Source organism: Micromonospora echinofusca, from assembly GCF_017614955.1.
GTDB lineage: Bacteria > Actinomycetota > Actinomycetes > Mycobacteriales > Micromonosporaceae > Micromonospora > Micromonospora echinofusca_A.
The window spans coordinates 1-14,411 of the sequence record NZ_WVUH01000187.1 but is presented as its reverse complement, the minus strand read 5'-3'; the positions used below and the strand labels follow the sequence as shown (position 1 = coordinate 14,411).

Genomic DNA, 14,411 nt, shown 5'->3' with positions numbered 1-14,411 from the left:
GGGGCGGGGTGGACGGGCACGGCGACGTCGACGCCCCCGTCAGCGAGCTGACGGGGGCGTCGACCCGGTTGGGACGCCGATGTCCGTCCCCGGGGCACCACGGGTGCCGACGGCGGTCACCGGATCAGAAGCGACCCCAGTCGTCGGCGGCGGCCCGCCACACGTCGATGTTGCGCGGGTCGAGGGCCATCCGGCGGGGCCGGTGGGTCTCGTGTTCCTCCGGGGTGAACACCCGGTGGCCGTCGCAGAGTTCGTAGCGCGGGCCGTGCTTCGGGTCGTACAGGTAGAACGCGATCGACGTCGACGCGGAGTGGTTGACCATGTCCGAGGCGATCGGTACCTGCTTGTACAGCGCCCGCGCCCGGCCACGCATCACGTGGTCGAAGCTCTTCATCATGAAGCACAGGTGCGCGACGTAGTGCTCGTCGTTGCGTTGCAGGGCCAGGCTGTGGTGGTACCGGTCCTCGCCGCGCAGGAAGACGGTGACGTCACCGACGTAGTCGGACGGCAGGAACCCGAGCACCCTGGTGTAGAACTCGACGGTCTCGTCGTACTTGTTGGTCGCCAGGAACGGGTGGACCAGGTCGAGCGGGCGGAGTTCGATCAGCGGCGGTTCGGCGTACTCGACGAACTCGGTGAACAGTTCGACGATGAGGCCGTTGGGGTCGCGGACCCCGAATCCCCGCGCGCACAGGCCCTTCATCCGGTCGTGCAGCGGGATGATCTCGTGTCCGGCCGCGGTGATCCGCTCGCGCAGGTCGTCGAGGACCGCGTCGGACTCGACGCTGAAGCCGACCGCCTCGGTGCGGGACTCGGTGAGGCTGGGGTCGCTGATCAGCTCGATGCAGTGGTGTTCGATGTCGGCGCGGAGGAAGGCGTACTCGTCGTCGTGCTGTTCCAGTTGCAGGCCGACGTGGTACTGGAGGAACTCCCGGGTCGCGGCCAGGTCCGGTACGACGATCCGGGCGTACTCCATGCCGTAGGGGGCCCGGGGGCGGCCGGCGGCGTGCGTGCTCATCGCATTCCTTCCGTGGATACTCCGGCCTTCAGGCCGGAGAGGAAACGGATCCCCTGCGGAGCAGGGCAGAAAAAGCCGATCCGCCGCCGAGACGGATGGGCGTGCACCGGCGTGGCACCGTGAGGCTCACCGGCCGGCTCGCTAGCCTGTGAGCCGTGGCCAGGGCGGTGAAGCGGGCGTTCAGGTACCGCTTCTACCCGACCGCCGGGCAGGCTGCCGAGCTCGCCCGTACGTTCGGCTGCGTCCGACTGGTCTACAACATGGCGCTCGCGGCCCGCACGCAGGCGTGGACGCTGCGCCGGGAACGGGTCACCTACCACGCCACCTCGGCGATGCTGACCGCCTGGAAGAAGACCACCGAACTGGCCTTCCTCAACGAGGTGTCCTCCGTGCCGTTGCAGCAGACGCTGCGACACCTGCAGGCGGCGTTCACCAACTTCTTCGCCAAACGCGCCAAATATCCGACGTTCAAGAGCAGGAAGAAGTCGCGCCGGTCGGCGGAGTACACCACCAGCGCGTTCCGCTACCGTGAGGGTCGGCTGACCCTGGCGAAGATGACCGAACCCCTGGACATCGTGTGGTCGCGGCCGCTGCCCGACGGCGCGACGCCGTCCACGGTGACCGTGTCGCAGGACACGGCCGGGCGCTGGTTCGTGTCCCTGCTCTGTGACGACGTGATCGCGCAGACCCCGGCCACGGGTGCGGTCGGGATCGACGCTGGGATCGACAGTCTGCTCACCCTGTCGACCGGGGAGAAGATCACCAACCCGAGGCACGAACGCCGCGACCGGGCCGCGCTCGCCCGCGCCCAGCGGAACCTCGCACGGAAGGAGAAGGGCTCGAACAACCGGGCCAAGGCCCGGCTCACAGTCGCCCGGATCCATGCCCGCATCACCGACCGCAGGCGTGACCACCTGCACAAACTGACCACTCGACTCGTTCGTGAGACCCAAACGATCGTGATCGAGGACCTGACCGTACGCAACATGCTCGGCAACCACCGCCTGGCCCGCGCGATCAGCGACGCGGCCTGGCGACAGGTGCGCACCATGCTGGAGTACAAGGCCGACTGGTACGGCCGCACCCTGGTCGTCGTGGACCACTGGTTCCCGTCGTCCAAGCTGTGCTCCGCGTGTGGTGCGCTCGCACAGCGGATGCCGCTGACCGTCCGGACGTGGACCTGCCGATGCGGGCAGGCCCACGACCGCGACGTCAACGCGGCCCGCAACATCCTGGCCGCCGGGCTGGCGGTGACTGCCTGTGGAGCTGGCGTAAGACCTCAACGGGGAAACCTCCGTACGGGGCAGCAGGCTATGAAGCAGGAAAACCCGGGGGCGACCACGGGACTCCCCGTCCTCCAGGACGGGGAGGATGTCAAGCGGGTTCCTCTTCCTGACGTGCGGTGACCGGGAAGCTGACGATGACCCACTTGTCCATCACCGGTCGCCAGCGTTCGCGGACGAACTCCTCGTGACTGCCGCTGGTGAGGTAGTCGTGCAGGTCTGCCTCGGTGTCGAACTCCACGGTGAAGCCGTGGGTCATGGTGGTGTCCCGGGTGCTGATGTTGCCGCCGAGCGCCCAGTTGCGCATCGCCGGGTACCGGGCGGGAAAGGTGTCCAGCTCGGCGAGGAGTTCCTCGACGGTCGCGGCCGGTACGTCCGCCCGGAACCGGAACAACACGATGTGCTTGATCATGGTTGGTGACCGTATCTGTCGGCTCGGATCAGAGGATGAAACTGAGCCGGGCGCCCGGCTCCATCGCCTCGTTGACGAGGACGGCCCGGCGGACCCGGAAGCGCAGTCCCTCGTCGGACACGAGCAGCACGTGCTCGTACCGGCCGACGTAGGTGAAGGCACCGCCGTCGCGGTACCGGTGGATGAGGAAGTTCGCGGTGATCCACACGGTCTCGTCGCCCTGCTCCAGGACGACGACGTTGGAGATCATGCGGTGGGTGCGCGAGTGCGGGTTCTCCGCGTGGGCCTTGCGGCTCTTGAGCCGCTTGACCCGCGCCTTGATCAGGTCGTAGTCGTCGGTGACGAACGCGCCACCGGAGGCGGCGTCCCAGCCGGTCCAGTCGGTGGTCGGCACCTCGAAACGGCCCCCCTCCTCGAAGAGGGTCAGCCACTCGTCCAACCGCCACTCGTCGAGCAGCAGCGCCTCCCGGTAGAGGAACTCCTCGACCTCGGCGCGACGTACGATCCGGCTGCCCACGCTGCTCTCCTTCACCTCGTCCACGGTCATCGACGTTCCGCCGCTGCGTCCGGCTCGGCACCGGTGGCGGGCCCGGCAGGGTCGCCGACCCGGTCCGCCCAGTGCCGCCAGAAGCTGCGCATCGCGCCCTCGTCGATGGAGCGCCCCTGGTTGCCGGCCTTCTCGTTGCCCATGCCCCGGGACATGTCGCTCCAGTCGTGGCGGGGGTCGGCCGCGTTCGCGGTGGCCTCGATGCCCCGCTGCACCGCCTCGTACGCCTCGATGTCGTCGGGGGTGGCCAGGCCACCGGGCCCGACGAAGCTGACCATGGTGCGGATGCGCAGTTCGCGTACCTCCTGCGGCTCGCCGACCTCGACGAACTGCCAGGCCCGCACGTCGGTGTGGCCGGGTCCGACCGGTTCGAGCTGGCGGATGGTGAGCGCCTCCAGGTCGAACAGCAGCAGGTTCGGGAAGACGTACAGGATGCGGCTGGCGTCGGCGATCTCGGCGGCCCGCTCGGCGCCGAGCCGGTCGACCATCTCCTGCCGCTTCTCGACGGTCCGGGCCTTCTCGGCCTCGCCGAAGCGGGGTTCCCACACCATCCCGATCCGGCCGTTGTGGCCGGTGAGCACCAGCAGGCCGTGCCCGGAGCCCAGGTCGTAGGCGTACTGGTCGTCGTCGGTGACCGCGAAGCCGCTCTCCCGCAGGTAGCCGACGAAGGTGTTGTGGGTGGGCGCGAAGTGGTAGCCGTCCATCGCGTTCTCCACCGCGAGCTTCCAGTTGCCCTTGACGCTGTAGAGCTGCACGCCGGGAAGGGTCTGCATGCCCTGCGGGCCGATGTTCGCGGTCAGCGACATGTAGTGCGCGGCCTGACCCAGGTGGGTGAGCAGGTCCGGTACGTCGGGGTCGAACGCGATGAAGACGAACCCCTCGTGGCTCTGCACCCGGGGTACGGTGCGCAGCCGCATCGCCGCGCGGAACTCCTCCCCGGCGGGGTAGGCGTCGTCACCGGGCAGGGCGGCGAGTTCGCCGGAGTTGCTGAACACCCAGGCGTGGTAGAAGCACTGGAAGAACTTGGTGTTGCCCTCGTTGTGCCGGCACAGGATGGTGCCCCGGTGGGTGCAGGCGTTGAGGAAGACCTGGATCTCACCGGCCGCGTCGCGGCAGAAGATCAGCGGGCGCCCGCCGAGGGTGCGGGTCTTGAAGTCGCCGGGGTTGGGCACCTCGGTTTCGTGGCCGAGGTAGAGCCAGGTGTGACCCCAGATCTCCTCCTTCTCCCGGTCAAACACGCTCTGTGACCGGTACGCCGACCGGTGCACCCGGAAGGTCAGCGCATCCCAGTCCTCCTCCACCAGCGCATTACCGAGCCCTGCCGGGACCGGCTCAGGGCTGGCGGGCGCCCCTGCGAGGGCTCCCTGCGTGTGGTTGGTCATCGTCACCGGCCTGCCTTTCTACGGATCCACCGCCGGCCGCCGCGTCGGGCGGCCCACACCGGGAAGACGTTCGATGCTGAACGAGCATCCGAGATAGCGTCTCGCTATGTGATGCTGCTCCACCGCTCCCGCAGTGTCAAGAGCGGATCACAGCGCCCGGAATCCCGGTTACCCACCGTTAATACTGCTGGAACACAAACTGCTCTTTGCGCCGGAGACGATTCCCCGCATCGTTCACCCACCGCCGCCCGGACAGCGCGGTCCGTACCGGTGAGCCCCCATCGGAGGAACAATGCTCCAGCCCAAGGAAGGCCGCATCGACGGCGCGCACTACCTGCCCACCACCCCCGAGTCCTGCCTCTGGGGCCGACTGCCCGGCCCCGGCCACCCGCCGGTGCTGCGGGTGGCGTCGGGCGCGACCGTGACCGTCGACACCCTCAGCCACGAGGGGATCCTCGAGGACCAGGGCCGCGACCCGGTGACGTTCCTGGCCGGGTACGGCGTGGCCGCCCAGGACGTCCTCGTCGACGCCCGGGACCTGGCCGCCTCCCCGGTGCCGCACGACTACGACGACGACGGGCCGCACGTGGTGACCGGCCCGATCACCGTCGACGGCGCCGAACCGGGTGACGTGCTGAAGGTCGACGTGCTGAGCCTGCTCATCCGCGCCCCGTACGGCTTCGTCAGCAGCCGGCACGGCTACGGCGCCCTGCCCGGGGAGTACCCGACGACACCGCCGGACACCGGGTACCGCCCCGACGGCAGCCGCGACCACCACAGCGTCTTCACCTTCACCGAGGTGGTCGAGGAGGCGGGACGGCTGCACGGGGTGATCCCGTTCGGCGACGGCCGGGCCGCCCGCTTCCCGCTCGCCCCGTTCCTGGGTCTGATGGGGGTCACCGCCGCCACAGAGGAGTCCCTGCACTCGGTGCCGCCCGGCACCCACGGCGGCAACCTGGACATCAACGAACTCACCGTCGGCTCCAGCCTCTACCTGCCCGTACAGGTACCCGGGGCCGGCTTCTACGCCGGGGACCCGCACTACGCCCAGGGCGACGGCGAGGTGGCGCTCACCGCGCTGGAGGCGCCGTTGCGGGCCACGCTGCGGCTCTCCGTGATCCCCGCCGCGCAGGCCGGCGCACTGGTCGGCCGGGTCGGTGCACCGTTCGTGGAGACCGCCACCCACTGGGTGCCGGTCGGGCTGCACACCGACCTCGACGAGGCGATGCGCCGGGCGGTCCGCGCCGCCGTGGACTTCCTGAGCCGTACCCAGGGCATGCCCCCGACCCGGGCGCTGGCGTACCTCAGCGCCGCCGCCGACTTCGAGGTCAGCCAGGTGGTGGACGCGGTCAAGGGCGTGCACTGCCTGATCCGCAAGGCGGACTTCGCGGCCCACTTCTGACGCTTCGACACCGTCACCCCCAGCCGATCTTGCATTGCGGCCCCGACATATGCCTGAAAACAGTCATAAGGTGGGCCGCAACTGCAAGATCGGCGGAATGGGTGGGCGGGTCAGACCTCGGCGCGGTGGGGCAGGCTGTCCATCGCGCCCGGTCGGGTCACGGTGACCGCGGCGACCCGGGTCGCCCACCGGGCCGCCTCGACGATCGGCTGACCGGCCAGCAGTCCGTCGGCCAGCGCCGCGCAGAACGAGTCCCCGGCCGCGGTGGCGTCCACCGCCCGCACCGGCCGCGCCGGCACCAGGGTGTACCCGTCGGCGTCCACCACGACCGCCCCGTCCGCGCCGAGGGTCACCACCACCTGCCCGCGTACGCCGAGCGCACGGGCCATCCCGGCGAGCTCGTCGAGCCGTACCTGCTCCGGCACCGGCACCCCGACCAGCGCGGCGAGTTCGCCCCGGTTGGGTACCAGCACGTCGACCCGGGCGAGGACCGCCGGGTCGACCGGGCGGGCCGGTGCCGGGTTCAGCACCACCAGCCCGGTCGCCGCCGCCACGGCGGCGGCCACGGTCGGCGCGCTGATCTCGTGCTGGAGCAGCAGGCAACGGGCGCCGGACAGTACTCCGGCCACCGGTCGGAGGTGCTCGGGTGCCAGCCACATGTTGGCCCCCGGGCTGACCACGATGGTGCTGTCCCCGTCGGCGGTGACCAGGACCAGGGCCTGTCCGGTGGGGCGGGTGGCCCGCAGTACGGCGGTGGTGTCGACACCCTCGGCGGCGAGGATGTCGAGCAGCCGGTCGCCTTCGGCGTCGGCGCCGACCGCGGCGACCATGGCCACCGACCGGCCGAGCCGGGCGGCGGCGACCGCCTGGTTGCCGCCCTTGCCGCCGCCACCGCGCAGGTGGTCCCCACCGAGCACGGTCTGCCCCAGACCGGGCAGCGTGTCCAGCGGGACGGTGACGTCCAGGTTCAGGCTGCCGACCACGACGATGTCGGGCACGGGCGTACCTCCTCGTTCAGTCTGCCGGACGCCAGGCGTGCGGCAGGAAGTCCGCGCGGGGCGGGGTGAACACGTCGACGTTGACGCAGGGGCCCTCGGTGGGGTCGACGTAGTGCTCGGCGCCCCGGGGGACCAGCAGCATCGAGCCGGCGGTCATGTCGTGCGCCACCCCGTCGACGTAGTAGTCGCACCGGCCGGCCAGGATCAGCACGAGCTGGTCGAAGTCGTCGTGCCGGTGCGGGTTGAGGGTCATGCCGACACTCAGTTCGTGCCAGGCGAGCATCACCTCGTCGGTCGAGTACACCTTGCGGCGTACCCCGGGACGGATGACGGTCGCCGGGATCTCGTCCCAGTTGACCGCCACGGCGTGCAGCAGAGGATTGAGCATGGGTGGTCCTTCCCGCCAGCGTGCGCCGGTCGTCGTCACAGGTGGGTACCCGGCTCGGCGCGCGCCGAGCGGGCCAGGTCCCGCAGGGCGGTGCCGAGCAGTTGCAGGTCGGAGCCGACCATCAGGTAACGGGCCGCACCCAGCCCGGCCCGCTCGGCCTGGTCCGGGGCCGCGACCCAGCCACCGAACACGACCTGCCCGGCGTGCGCGGCGGCGGCGATGGTGGCGATCCGCGCGGCGAGCACGTCCGGCCCGCCGCCGAGGCTGACCGCCAGGTCGGTGGTACCGACGAAGGCCACGTCCACGCCGGTGAGCAGGGACGGTAGCGGGTCGACGGTGTCCGCGGTCTCGATCTGGACCACCAGCACCGGTGGGTACCGGTGCGCGTCGGCCAGGTACTCGGGCAGGGGTACCGCACCGAACCGGGCGGCCGGGTGGGCGAGGCTGACGCTGCGCTGGCCGTGCGGCGGGTACCGGGTGGCCGCGACGAGCGCGTCGACCTCGGCCCGGGACCGGACGGTGGACAGTTGCACGCCGGCCGCGCCGGCCTCCAACAGCCGGTTGATCCGGCCGGTGTCGACCTCGGGCAGCCGCACCAGTGCGGGCAGCCCGAGGGTGGCGGCGTGCCGGACCAGGGGGGTGATGGCCTCCTCGGCGAGCGGGGAGTGCTCGCCGTCGACCACCACGAAGTCCAGTCCGGCCTGCCAGGCGATGTCGACGCTGTCCAGGACCGGCAGTTTCAGGAACGTGCCGACCAGCCGCCCGGTCCCGGTGAGGGCGGACCGCAGGCGCTGCCGGGGGTTCACGCCGGCTGGCCCCGCCAGCCGGTCAGTTCGACCCGCTGGCCGCCGTTGAGGACGAAGACCGGTTCGAGCCGGGGCGCGACGATCTGGTTGCCGGCGGCGTCGGGCAGCACGGTCTCCTCGGTGTCACGCAGCACCGTGACGTGGGCCGGGCCGCCGGGGACAAGGGTGCCGTACCCTTCGGCGTCCAGGCCGAGGACGCGGGCCGGGGCGATGGTCACCCGGGACACGATCTCATCCATGGTCATGCCCAGCGCGCGGAGCTTCGCCATGCTGGTGACCAGGTCGAAGACCGGCCCGCGCCAGTTGCGGGCGCTGGTGTCGGAGGAGATGAAGTCGGGCAGGAAGCCCTGCGCGATGGCGGGCCGGGCCACCTCGAAGCTGAGGTTGCTGCGGCCGTGCGCGCAGTCGAAGAGGACGCCGCGCTGCTGGGCCGCGCGGACCTCGTCGAGGACCGTCCCGTCGCGCAGGATGCCGTGCGGCTTGCCGGTGTAGGCGTGGCTGACGATGTCGCCGGGGCGCAGCATCTCCAGCACGACCGGCAGCGGCTCCTCGGTCTCGCCGATGTGCATCATCAGCGGCAGACCGGCGTCGGCCGCCAACTCCAGGGACGCCTTCAGCAGGGGCCGCCAGGCGTGACCGACCACGTCCTCGGAGAGCCGGATCTTGAAGCCACGGACCGTCTCCGGGTGTGCCCGGGCGACCGCGAGGGCGTCCTCGGGGACCAGGGTCGCCGGGTTGAGCAGTTCACCGAAGCGGAAGTCGATGAGCCCGAGCACCGAGACGTTGAGGAAGTTGACCAGCCGCATCGGCGAGGGGGTCACCAGGTAGCGGTGGAAGGCGGCGAAGGTGGAGGCGCCGACCGTCCCGGCGTCGGCGGCGGCGACCACGCCACGGCGCAGGTGGGCCTCCTCCGGCGGGGCGCCGACCTTGGAGACGTCGGCGAAGATGTGGGTGTGTCCCTCGACCAGGCCGGGCAGCACGTACGCGCCCGTGCAGTCGACGACCTCCCGGGCCCGGCTGGCGGGCGACGGTCCGGTGCTGTCGGTCCGGTTCACGATCTGGCTGATCCGGTCACCGGTGACGGCGACGTCGGCGATCTGGTGGGTACCGCTGACCGGGTCGTAGACGGTGCCGCCAGCGAGGACGAGATCAAATACCTGCTCTTCGGTCATGTCCTGTCTTTCGTGTCAATGCCACACAGGGGCGCGGGTTGGGGCACCGTCGCGTCGGCGACGACGGTGTCAGGAGCGGGGGTCCGAAGGGCCGGGGTCGGCGGGTGTTCCACCGTCGCGGGCGACGAACCGGGTACGCAGTGGCAGGACCCCGCCGACGCGTACCTCGACCTGGTCGCCGGGGCGCAGGAAGTCGTCGCGGTCCTGGCCGGTACCGGCCGGGGTGCCGGTGAGCACCACGTCGCCGGGTTGGAGGACGACGAACCGGGTCAGTCGGGCCAGCAGTTCCGGCACGTCGAAGATCAGCGAGGCGGTGCTGCTGGACTGCCGTACGGCGCCGTTGACCAGGGTCTCGACCGGAATGTCGGCGGGGTCCGGTACGGCCGTGAGGTCGAGCACGGAGGCACCGAGCGCGCCGAAGCCGGCGAAGCTCTTGGCCAGGGTCGGGTTGCCGGTGGCGGCCATGGCGTCCCGGGCGGTCATGTCGTTCGCGGCGGTGATGCCGGCGATGTGCTGCCACACCTCGTCGGCGGGGGTGTCCTGCATCCGGCGGCCGACGACGACGGCGACCTCGCCCTCGTAGTCGGGTTGGCCGATCCGGTCCAGCGGTAGCACCACGTCCGCGTCCGGGGCGGGCATGGCCGAGCGCGCCTTGAGGAAGACGATGGGGTCCGGCGGGACGGGACGACCGGTCAGCCGGGCCTTGCAGTGGTAGTTCAGGCCGACGCCCCAGACGGCGCCGGTCGCGGCCAGCGGGGCCAGCAGCTTGCCGTCGAGGTCGGCCAGCGGGATCCGCCGCCGTACCGCCGCCGTGTGGGCGGGGGCGAACCCGTCGCCCGTGGCGAGCAGGGCGGCCACGTCGTCGAAGGGCAGGTCGAGCAGCGCGGCCTCGGTGCCGTCGATCCGGGCCAGCCCGTCCGTGGTGGCGATGAGATTCACCGGTGCCGCACCTCGCAGTCGCATGGTCGCTCCTCTGCCGCCGGGTTCCCGGCCGTGGTCGCGGCGTTCCGGGTCGCGGCGGGCTCCGGGCACGACCGGTCACCGCGCCGGGTGGCGCGGTACGCGGATGTGCCGGGTGATGTCGACGCGGTGGAGCCGGGTCCGCCGCACGTCCCGGTCGGCCGGGTGGCCGACTCCTGTCGTCACCTCCGGTGGCCGGTGCCGGTCCGGACAATCCGGGCCGCGCGGCTCACCAGCGGAGATGCTGTGAACGTACGAGGAAGCGTTTCGCGTGTCAAGATGCGATATCGCATCTCGCAATGCAAGCCGGCTGCGGGAGAGCGGTCGGAGCAGCCGTCCCGCGCGGGGCGGGGCGCCGACAGTCCACGACGAGGGCCGGGACGGTTACCGGGGGGCGCCGCTGCCCAGGTCCCGGGACAGCTCGCGGGCGACCCGGCGCAGCGCCACCGCTGCGGTCTCCTCCCGCTCGCCGGTCAACGCGGCCGTGGTACCGACCACCGCCATCACGGCGACGATCCGGGACCGACCCGGCACCTCGAACGGCCCGGTGCCGGGCTCCCGGGCGGCGGACGGCTTCGACCGGGCCTGCGGTACCTCGTCGGCGGAGGCCGGGGCCTGCTCGAAGACGCCGGACGCGAGGACCCGTACGCCGTGCTCGGTGGGCGAGTTGACCGCGATCCCGGTCTGCCGGGCCCGGGCAACCGCCTCGCGCAGCTCCGGCGACGTCTTGAGCTTCCGGGCGAGCCCCGGCACCTCCGCCGGTGGCAAGAACGCGCAGAAGATCCGCCCCTGGGCCGACCTGGTCGGGTCGAGCTGGGTGCCGGTCTGCACGCTGAGTCGGATGTCCCCGCCGGTGTTGTCGGCGCACCGCACCACCACCGGCCCCTCACCGTTCCACACGCTGAGGACCACGGTCTGGTCGAGTTCCCGCACCAGCCGGTCCAGGTACGGTTCGGCGGCGGTCACGATGGGCAGCCCGGCCCGCGCGGCGGCCTCCAGCGCGAGCAGCTGGGCACCGAGGGAGTACCGGGCGGTACCCGGGTCGTAGCGCAGCAGGTTCACCGTACGCAGCGCCTTGGTGTAGCGGTGGGCGGTGGCCTTGCTGGTGCCCAGCAACTCGGTGATCTCGTTGAGGCTCAGCCGGGGCCGGGCCGCGGAGAAGGCCGCGAGGATGCGCGCCGCCCGCTGCACGGTCTGAATCGCCGGGGACTCGTCGCCCCCGACGCGCTCCCTCTCCGCCACATCGCCTCCGCAGTCGCCTCGCCCCGCCGGCCGTACGTCCACCCGGACTGTACCGAGCCGCACGTCGATCCGGAGCGGACGGCACGTCGCGGGTCGGTGGCAGAGGAACAGTGGCGGTGGCGCGGCGACGCGGTGAGGAGCAGCCGGTGGCGCGGCGACGCGGTCAGGCCCGGTCGGAGGAGTGCCCGGGTACCGTGCCCAGGCTCGGGTCGACCAGCGGCGCGAGGTTGTTGACGGCGGCGGCGGCCTCGCCGAAGCCCACCGAGATCAGCCGGACCTTCCCCTCGTAGTCGGTGATGTCACCGGCGGCGAAGACCCGGGGCAGGTTGGTGCGCATCGTGCGGTCCACCAGGATGTGCCGTTTGCTCAGGTCCAGTCCCCACTTCATCATCGGCCCGAGGTCGGCGACGAAGCCCAGCGCGGCGACCACGGCGGTGGCCGGGAGTCGCAGTTCCTCCCCGCCGGTGACGGCGCGGACCAGCACCTCGTCCAGGTGCGGCTCGCCGCTGATCCGGGCGACCTCGAACGGGGTCAGCACCCGCACCGAGGACGCCCGCAGGGTCGTCACGCTCCGCTCGTGGGCCCGGAACTGGGGCCGCCGGTGGACCAGGGTGACCGACCGGCTGATCGGTTCGAGGGCGAGGGCCCAGTCCAGCGCGGAGTCGCCCCCACCCACCACGACCACGTCCTGGTCGGCCAGGTCGTCGAGGCGGCGGACGAAGTACCGCAGCCCACGACCGAGGTACGCCTCACCGACCGGTAGTTCCCGGGGGGTGAAGGTGCCGATGCCTCCGGTCAGCAGTGCGGCCCGGGCGCGTACCCGGGTGCCGGCGTCGGTGACCACCTCCACCGACTCGGGTCCGCTGCGCAGGTCGGTGGCGCTCTCGCCGAGCAGGAAGACCGGGTCGGCCTCCTGGGCCTGGGTGACCAGCGCGTCGACGAGCTGCTGTCCCTTCACGGCGGGCAGCCCGGCGATGTCGAAGATCTCCTTCTCCGGGTAGAGGGCGGCGACCTGGCCGCCCGGCTCGGGCAGGGAGTCGACGAGGGCCACCGACATGCCCCGGAACCCGGCGTAGTAGGCGCCGTACAGTCCGGCCGGGCCGGCGCCGATGATCACCAGGTCGACGTCGACGGTCCGCGTGGCGGTGGTGGTGGTGGTGTCGCCGGAGACTCCGGCGGGTCCGGGGACCGTGCCGGTCACGAGCCCGCGCCCGGGGTGGCGACGGCGGGGTGGTCGTGGCCGACCCGGCCCACCTTGCGGGCGCCACCGGGCATGCCGAGGTCGGTGAAGAACTCGGCGTTAATCTGGGCGAAGTGCTTCGCGGGCGCGGGCAGGTCGTCCTGGTGGAAGATCGAGACGGTCGGGCAGACCGGCTCGCACCGCCCGCAGTCGACGCACTCCTCCGGATTGATGTACATCATCCGGTCGCCTTCGTAGATGCAGTCGACGGGGCACTCCTCGATGCAGGACCTGTCCTGTATGTCGAGGCACGCGTCGGTGACGACGTAGACCATCAATCCTCCCCTGGGTACGTGAGCGGGGCCGCCGGGTGACGGGCAGGCCGGCTCGGGTCGGCGCATCGGACCGCGAGGTGCCGGACTCGTTCGCCAGCTGCGCACATGCGGTGGGCGCCAATGGGACGGACCCTAGGAGGGCACTTCCCTAGCTGTCAAGATGCGAGATAGCATCTCGCATTGAGAAAATGGGGGTACCGATGGCAGGTCAACCGCTGGCCCGGCTCCTCGCCGCCCTGGACGACACGATCGACGCCGGACGACTCACCCGGGTCGTCCACGAACTGGCCGGCACACCGGTACGGCGGGGCCGGGAACTGCCGCTCGCCATCCGGCTCGCCGACTGGTGCCGCCGCCAGTGGCCCGACGCCACCTGGTGGCACGAGCCGGTGGGTGCCGAGGGCGGGAACCTGGTCGCGCGCAGCGGCGCCACCGATCCGGGTGCCGAGCTGCTGCTCTACTCCCACCTCGACACCTCGTTGACCGGGGACCCACAGCTCGACCGGTGGGCCACCGGTTCCGCCGCACCGCTTGGCCCGCTGGTGACGACCGACCCGACCGGTACCACGCTCAGCGGCTTCGGGCTGGGGGTCGCCCGCGCCCCCGCCGCCGCCGCGCTGATCGGATTCGTCGCGGCCGGGACCGCGCTGCGTCGGGCGGGACTACCGCACCGGCTCACCCTGCTGCTCGCCAGCGCCGGGACCCACGCCTCGCCGTTCGACGCCGACGGTCCGCCCGGGCCGCCCCGGACCGGCGTCGAGGCGTACCTCGACGCCCACCCCGCGCCGGCCGCCGCCGTGGTGGCGAAGTCCGGCCCGGCGGGCATCCTGTACGCCGAACCCGGCGCGCTGTTCCTGCGCGTCCAGTTCTCCGGCCCGCTCCGGCCGGTCCTGGCCCGGGAGGCGCAGGTACCGGCCGGTGGCATCCTCGCCCACCTCGGCCCGGTACTGGAGATCCTGGAACGGTGGCGGCGCGACCACCTGGCCGCCCGGGCCGATCCGCGCCGCCCGTGCGGCCCGGAGGTCGGCATCGGCGCCGTCCGCGCCGGCCTGCCCGGGAAGCCGGACCTGCTGCCCGGCCTGGTCGAACTGCACCTGTACGTGGTAACGGTGCCCGGTGACGATCCCGACGACATCCGGGCGACCGTGCGCGACCGACTCACCGACGGGTTGCGTGGCGGCCCGCTCGCCTCCTGTCCGCTCCGGGTCGACGCGCACCTGGTGCACCCCGCCGGCAGTACGCCGCCGGACGCCGCGGTGGTCACCCACGCGCGGGCGGGCTGGGCC

The 14,411-nt window shown here is 71.9% G+C and carries 15 protein-coding genes; 3 read left to right on the top strand and 12 right to left on the bottom strand.

Annotation, left to right across the window (positions count from 1 at the left end; all coding sequences use genetic code 11):
* Positions 1–124: 124 nt before the first annotated feature.
* Positions 125–1,018: a VOC family protein gene (locus tag GSF22_RS20375; RefSeq protein WP_208815319.1), complete on the bottom strand. Its 894-nt coding sequence runs from the start codon at positions 1,016–1,018 to the stop codon at positions 125–127.
* A 155-nt stretch (positions 1,019–1,173) separates the two neighbouring features.
* Here GSF22_RS20375 and GSF22_RS20370 point away from each other — a divergent pair, with 155 nt between their 5' ends.
* Positions 1,174–2,424 (top strand): RNA-guided endonuclease InsQ/TnpB family protein, encoded by a 1,251-nt coding sequence (locus GSF22_RS20370; protein WP_208815318.1) that lies wholly within the window; start codon positions 1,174–1,176, stop codon positions 2,422–2,424.
* On the opposite strand, the gene GSF22_RS20365 is transcribed toward GSF22_RS20370, so the two are convergent.
* The 3 genes from GSF22_RS20365 to GSF22_RS20355 are packed head-to-tail and all read right to left on the bottom strand — an operon-like array spanning position 2,393 to position 4,642.
* Positions 2,393–2,713 carry a Dabb family protein gene (locus GSF22_RS20365; protein WP_208815317.1) on the bottom strand — a complete coding sequence of 107 codons (321 nt, stop codon included), beginning with the start codon at positions 2,711–2,713 and terminating at the stop codon, positions 2,393–2,395. The two genes, GSF22_RS20370 and GSF22_RS20365, sit on opposite strands and share 32 nt — an antisense overlap.
* A gap of 28 nt (positions 2,714–2,741) precedes the next feature.
* Entirely contained in the window at positions 2,742–3,260 is a 519-nt protein-coding gene (locus GSF22_RS20360) for an aromatic-ring-hydroxylating dioxygenase subunit beta (RefSeq protein WP_208815316.1), read from the bottom strand.
* On the bottom strand, positions 3,257–4,642 hold the full coding sequence (locus GSF22_RS20355) for an aromatic ring-hydroxylating oxygenase subunit alpha (protein ID WP_208815315.1): 1,386 nt from the start codon (positions 4,640–4,642) through the stop codon (positions 3,257–3,259). The genes GSF22_RS20360 and GSF22_RS20355 overlap by 4 nt, the downstream gene beginning before the upstream one ends.
* A gap of 292 nt (positions 4,643–4,934) precedes the next feature.
* On the opposite strand from GSF22_RS20355, the gene GSF22_RS20350 reads away from it, so the two are divergent.
* Entirely contained in the window at positions 4,935–6,044 is a 1,110-nt protein-coding gene (locus GSF22_RS20350) for an acetamidase/formamidase family protein (protein ID WP_208815314.1), read from the top strand.
* 110 nt (positions 6,045–6,154) lie between these two features.
* Here GSF22_RS20350 and GSF22_RS20345 read toward each other — a convergent pair whose 3' ends face one another.
* The 8 genes from GSF22_RS20345 to fdxA form a co-directional block, all read right to left on the bottom strand.
* A complete protein-coding gene (locus tag GSF22_RS20345; protein ID WP_208815313.1) occupies positions 6,155–7,042 on the bottom strand; it encodes a ribokinase in 888 nt (295 codons plus the stop codon).
* 16 nt (positions 7,043–7,058) lie between these two features.
* Entirely contained in the window at positions 7,059–7,430 is a 372-nt protein-coding gene (locus GSF22_RS20340) for a cupin domain-containing protein (protein ID WP_208815312.1), read from the bottom strand.
* A 35-nt stretch (positions 7,431–7,465) separates the two neighbouring features.
* Positions 7,466–8,236, bottom strand: a complete 771-nt coding sequence (locus tag GSF22_RS20335; protein WP_208815311.1) for an HpcH/HpaI aldolase family protein — start codon at positions 8,234–8,236, stop codon at positions 7,466–7,468.
* The gene (locus GSF22_RS20330; protein WP_208815310.1) at positions 8,233–9,408 is read right to left on the bottom strand and encodes an amidohydrolase family protein; all 1,176 of its coding nucleotides are present in this window, start codon (positions 9,406–9,408) and stop codon (positions 8,233–8,235) included. Before GSF22_RS20330 ends, GSF22_RS20335 begins: the two co-directional genes overlap by 4 nt.
* 69 nt (positions 9,409–9,477) lie before the next feature.
* Positions 9,478–10,371, bottom strand: a complete 894-nt coding sequence (locus GSF22_RS20325; protein WP_208815309.1) for a fumarylacetoacetate hydrolase family protein — start codon at positions 10,369–10,371, stop codon at positions 9,478–9,480.
* A gap of 381 nt (positions 10,372–10,752) precedes the next feature.
* Complete coding sequence (locus tag GSF22_RS20320) at positions 10,753–11,610, bottom strand: IclR family transcriptional regulator (RefSeq protein ID WP_208815308.1); 858 nt, start codon at positions 11,608–11,610, stop codon at positions 10,753–10,755.
* Between the two features lie 163 nt (positions 11,611–11,773).
* Positions 11,774–12,730 carry an NAD(P)/FAD-dependent oxidoreductase gene (locus GSF22_RS20315; protein WP_244367863.1) on the bottom strand — a complete coding sequence of 319 codons (957 nt, stop codon included), beginning with the start codon at positions 12,728–12,730 and terminating at the stop codon, positions 11,774–11,776.
* A gap of 77 nt (positions 12,731–12,807) precedes the next feature.
* Complete coding sequence (gene fdxA, locus GSF22_RS20310) at positions 12,808–13,125, bottom strand: ferredoxin (protein ID WP_208815306.1); 318 nt, start codon at positions 13,123–13,125, stop codon at positions 12,808–12,810.
* A gap of 200 nt (positions 13,126–13,325) precedes the next feature.
* Between fdxA and GSF22_RS20305 the strand changes: the two genes are divergently transcribed.
* The coding region (locus GSF22_RS20305; protein ID WP_208815305.1) for a hypothetical protein at positions 13,326–14,411 on the top strand (1,086 nt) is incomplete at its 3' end.

Coding starts and splice junctions, on each gene's coding strand:
- GSF22_RS20360 (WP_208815316.1), bottom strand. CDS start 3,260: ATGACCGTGGACGAGGTGAAGGAGAGCAGCGTGGGCAGCCGGATCGTA.
- GSF22_RS20365 (WP_208815317.1), bottom strand. CDS start 2,713: ATGATCAAGCACATCGTGTTGTTCCGGTTCCGGGCGGACGTACCGGCC.
- GSF22_RS20330 (WP_208815310.1), bottom strand. CDS start 9,408: ATGACCGAAGAGCAGGTATTTGATCTCGTCCTCGCTGGCGGCACCGTC.
- fdxA (WP_208815306.1), bottom strand. CDS start 13,125: ATGGTCTACGTCGTCACCGACGCGTGCCTCGACATACAGGACAGGTCC.
- GSF22_RS20325 (WP_208815309.1), bottom strand. CDS start 10,371: ATGCGACTGCGAGGTGCGGCACCGGTGAATCTCATCGCCACCACGGAC.
- GSF22_RS20350 (WP_208815314.1), top strand. CDS start 4,935: ATGCTCCAGCCCAAGGAAGGCCGCATCGACGGCGCGCACTACCTGCCC.
- GSF22_RS20355 (WP_208815315.1), bottom strand. CDS start 4,642: ATGACCAACCACACGCAGGGAGCCCTCGCAGGGGCGCCCGCCAGCCCT.
- GSF22_RS20340 (WP_208815312.1), bottom strand. CDS start 7,430: ATGCTCAATCCTCTGCTGCACGCCGTGGCGGTCAACTGGGACGAGATC.
- GSF22_RS20375 (WP_208815319.1), bottom strand. CDS start 1,018: ATGAGCACGCACGCCGCCGGCCGCCCCCGGGCCCCCTACGGCATGGAG.